Origin of the sequence: Arthrobacter sp. H14, from assembly GCF_000520495.1 — a bacterium.
Taxonomy (GTDB): domain Bacteria; phylum Actinomycetota; class Actinomycetes; order Actinomycetales; family Micrococcaceae; genus Arthrobacter_C.
The window spans coordinates 9,674-13,985 of record NZ_KI914698.1 but is presented as its reverse complement, the minus strand read 5'-3'; the positions used below and the strand labels follow the sequence as shown (position 1 = coordinate 13,985).

The window sequence follows — 4,312 nt, the reverse complement described above, 5'->3', positions numbered from 1 at the left end:
ACAATCCTGCACGCCAAACCAATTTAAGAGACACGCTCTAAGCCCTGAGCTCTCGATTCGAAGTATTCTCGAAATCCTTCGTTACCGAGAATGGACGGCTGGCCGCAGCGCACCGCCCGGGGACTTCCTCCGCGCATCGGCTACTTCCCGAACAGGCCCACTGGATGGCAGCAACCTCCAGTTGTGCAGGCGGCTTCTGAAAATGACAAAACCCTATATCAACGTTGGCTTCTTCAATTCGCTTATACCCCGCCCGAGAAACAGCCCGGTGAAGGCGGCTCAACCGCTACAGTGGAGGCTATGACCGGCTGCTCATAGCCTCCTTTGCAGGCGTCGACCCTCCTTTGGAGGACACCGCGACAATCATGGGCGCCAAGACGCTCTACACCTTTCGCTGGATCCTGCCGCTACCGATGATCATCACCGGCACGACGATGTATCTGGTCTACGGACGAACCGTCGGCGGCGGCAAACGGCGTGGGAAAGAGAGGCCGGCAAGCCGGCAGTACCGGCCGTCTCCGGTGCTGTCTCGACTGCGACCGGAACCGCCGTCGTCACCGAGAACGTGGAGACTTCGACGTCCTCCCCTACGAACGTAAGTGAACCGACGGGGGCTCAGAAACAGCGTCCCGATATAGAACGAACTGTAGTCTTCAGTTCGGTGGCTTTTCCCTCTCGTGGAGAGGGAAAAGGTCCAGGCAATATTCGATAAGTCTTCTCATCCGGCGGGATGTCCCGGGGCTTTCGGGATAGGCAAGGCAGACATCACTTCTTCCAACATCGTCTTTGATGGCTCTCGGGGCCACAGAGAGACCGTCGTATGTCACATCGAATACAGGCCGTTGCATTAAAATCGAGTATCCGTGCCCGCGAGCCACCAGGGCACGCACCGTTTCGAAATTCTCTGAGCCCCATTTCACGTACGGGTCCATTCCGCACGACCGGATGGCGGGAAGGAGGTTTTCGCGGACGGAAGGGATATCAAGCAGGACCATCGGCATGTCCTGTAAAGCCATGAGTGGCACTTCCTCCAGCTCGATCAACGGGTGAGCGGGCGGCAACAGCACGTAAGGCTTCCGCTGTTGGATGATCTCTGCTGTAATCCCCGGAATTATGTGCCGTTGATGAATGAATACGGCATCAAGCTTGCCCGTCAGCATTTCCTGTTGCAGGGCGTCCGAGGAATCCTCCACGAATGAAAGCTCCACCTGCGGATGTGTTTTTGAAAACGCATCAATGAGCGGGGGAAGGATAAAAGGCGAGAGGGTGGAGTAGCATCCAAGTGCCATTCTTCCTGACAGCTCGTGCCCGGCCTCATATCCACTGACCTGCAGCTCGTGGGCCTGATGCAGCAGTTGCCGCGCCTCTCTTAGAAAACTGCTCCCGGCCGGAGTAAGCGTAAACCCTTTCGATTTTCTGCGCATGCCCAGCTGGACACCGAGGCTGGCCTCCAGTTGCGCCAAGGCCAGGGAAACGCCGGCCTGCGAGACGTGGTGACGCACTGCAGCAGCACTCACAGAACCGGTCTCCGCTGCAGCCACAAAGAATTCGATCTGACGCAGCGTGTACTTGAACATACCCAAATATAACTTCTACTTATGTGGTTCTCTAGGTATTGGTGTTTTTCAAATAAAGTGACCGGCGCCATAGTGGTATACATGTCCGAAGAGCAAAACATACAGACGGTCACGTCAGCCACATCTCCCAAGGTCGTCCTTCTCGGCACCAGTGGCGGCCCACGCTGGTGGGGCGAACGGGCCGGCATAGCAACGGCCGTAGTCGTGGATGGATTCTTCTACTTAGTGGACTGCGGATCAGGCGTGGGGAGGCAACTCCAATCAGCTGGATTGGAACTTGAGCATCTGCGCGGCATATTTGTCACCCACATGCACTCGGACCACGTCGTCGATTTGGCTAGCCTGGGTATCTTCGGCATGTTTGAACTGGAGTATTATACTGGGCCGAAAATTCCGATTGTTGGCCCCGCGGACCGAGGACAAGTGGTCCGGGCGTCCCCGAGAGCGGACGAAGACCCTGGCGTTCTATACCCTGAAGAACCCACCCCCGGTATCGAGGGTTTTTGGGAACACTCCATGCGGGCTCATGCAACAGATTTGAATGACCGTATCCGCGATTCATTACGTCCATCGCCGTCAAGCCTCTTTGAACCACGCGAAATCGACATTCCGGATTCCGCCGGCTTCCATGCCAACAATAATCCAGTACCGGAGATCGACCCGTTCGAGGTTTTTCGGGATGAACTAGTCACCGTCACGGCAACACTGGTAAAGCACCCGCCTATGGCACCGGCCTTTGCTTTTCGTTTCGATACGCGTCATGGGTCCGTCACAATCTCCGGTGACACGGCCCCCACCCAGAACCTGGTCCGCCTGGCACGGAACACCGACCTGCTCCTTCATGAGGTCATCGACAACGAGTGGATCACCGAAAGATACGGCAATGGATCCACACCGGAATCAAAAACCATGATCGATCATCACCTCAACTCACACACCACCATCGAAGAAACTGCACGCGTAGCAAACGACTCGAACGCCGACACCCTGGTGCTACACCACTTCGTTCCAGGAAATCGCCCCCTGCAGATTTGGGAACGCGTACACGAGAACCATGGACAGGCCATAGTCGGGCGAGACCTCATGGAAATCCACTTCGGTAAAGCTTACGTGCGTACTCGTTCTGGCGATCAAGACTCAAAGACATCATTAGCCGATGCCGTCCCTGTCGAAACGCTCAAACTCTAAGGATCAATCATGACCCCTGACATTCATGGAATTGGTAACAAAGCCACCGTAACCGCACCAAGCGACCGTGAAGTGAGCTCGCAGGAACGTCCGGAGAAGTTCAACACCAAGCATATGCGTCGTGTTCTCTTTTCCAGCTTTTTGGGAAGCGCGATCGAGTTCTACGACTTCATGCTTTATGCAACCGCAGCCTCGATCGTGTTCGGCCAGGTGTTCTTTACCCAGATGACACCGGCGCTTGCACTGGTCGCATCTTTTGCAACCATGGCCACGGGGTATCTGGCACGCCCGCTGGGAGCGCTGATATTCGGGCCCATCGGTGACCGGATGGGACGCAAAACCGTGCTGATCATGACCCTGACGTTGATGGGTGTCACCAGCGCATTGATCGGGCTACTCCCCACCTACGCCATGATCGGTGCTACTGCCCCAATCCTGCTCATCACCCTGCGGATCGTTCAAGGGATTGCCGTAGGCGGGGAATGGGGTGGTTCCATGCTGATCGCGATGGAACATTCCCCCGGAAGGCGCCGCGGATTTGCCGCCAGCTTCGCCAACATGGGCGGCCCGGCAGGTGCCCTCTGCGCCACCGCCATGATCGGGCTTTTCGCCGCGTTGCCGGACGAGCAGTTCTACGCATGGGGCTGGAGAATCCCGTTCCTCTTCTCATTGGTCCTGGTTGCCATCGGCCTCTTTGTCCGCCTGAAGATCGCCGAGACACCGGTTTTCCAACAATTGGCCCAGAAACGCGAAGAGAAGATGACGCCGGTAAGAGACATCTTTACGACCTATTGGAAGCAGCTTCTATTGGCCATCGTCGCCGGCGTCGCGCCCTACGTCACCCAGGGAATCTTCGTTATCTGGTCCACCGCACTGGTCGTGCAGCATGGAATGGACCGCACCCTCGCAATCAACCTCCACATCCCCACAGCGTTCGCGCTCATTTTGGCCATAGCATTGTCTTCCCACCTCAGCGACCGATTCGGGCGCCGCCCCGTTATGGCGTTCGGCGTTGTCGCCGGCATCGTGCTGGCCTTTCCGATGATGATGCTGCTCGAAACAGCAACCTTCTGGGGCGTACTCATCGCCATGGTCGTTGCCCAATTTCTGATGCAGGGATTCATCTTCGGACCTTTCGCTGCATTTACCGCCGAGTTGTTCCCCACCCGGATGCGGTACACCGGCTCCTCCCTGGCCTACCAGACCGCATCCACCCTGGGGGCCGGCTTCGCCCCCATCATCGCCACGGCTCTCTACGCCTCCACCGGAAATACGAGCATCACTCCCGTCAGCATCTTCCTCATCGTCATCTTCGTTCTAAGTGGTCTGGCCATCTGGCTCAGTCGCGAAGGAAGCAAAGTAAACCTCGAATCTGCTCAGTAACCCACTGCGAAATAGATCAGCTGCCCAATAGAGACAACCTCTCCGAACCCCCTGGAACCTTGGGAAATCACCAACCGTCCAAGCGATGGACGTCTATATGAATAGCGAAAGAAGGTAATGCGTGAACGCGCCCAAAACCGTTGGGCCAAGGGGTAACGGGGGGG

3 protein-coding genes are annotated in these 4,312 nt (G+C 56.8%); 2 read left to right on the top strand and 1 reads right to left on the bottom strand.

The genetic code is table 11. From position 1 onward, the window contains the following. Window positions 1-653: 653 nt before the first annotated feature. Window positions 654-1,577, bottom strand: a complete 924-nt coding sequence (locus Y707_RS28005; RefSeq protein ID WP_035782964.1) for a LysR family transcriptional regulator — start codon at window positions 1,575-1,577, stop codon at window positions 654-656. An 81-nt stretch (window positions 1,578-1,658) separates the two neighbouring features. On the opposite strand from Y707_RS28005, the gene Y707_RS28000 reads away from it, so the two are divergent. Both Y707_RS28000 and Y707_RS0120520 read left to right on the top strand, forming a co-directional pair. After that, window positions 1,659-2,765: an MBL fold metallo-hydrolase gene (locus tag Y707_RS28000; RefSeq protein WP_081745047.1), complete on the top strand. Its 1,107-nt coding sequence runs from the start codon at window positions 1,659-1,661 to the stop codon at window positions 2,763-2,765. A gap of 9 nt (window positions 2,766-2,774) precedes the next feature. Continuing rightward, window positions 2,775-4,148, top strand: a complete 1,374-nt coding sequence (locus Y707_RS0120520; protein WP_081745046.1) for an MFS transporter — start codon at window positions 2,775-2,777, stop codon at window positions 4,146-4,148. The last annotated feature ends 164 nt before the right edge of the window (window positions 4,149-4,312 follow it).

Coding starts and splice junctions, on each gene's coding strand:
- Y707_RS0120520 (WP_081745046.1), top strand. CDS start 2,775: ATGACCCCTGACATTCATGGAATTGGTAACAAAGCCACCGTAACCGCA.
- Y707_RS28005 (WP_035782964.1), bottom strand. CDS start 1,577: ATGTTCAAGTACACGCTGCGTCAGATCGAATTCTTTGTGGCTGCAGCG.
- Y707_RS28000 (WP_081745047.1), top strand. CDS start 1,659: ATGTCCGAAGAGCAAAACATACAGACGGTCACGTCAGCCACATCTCCC.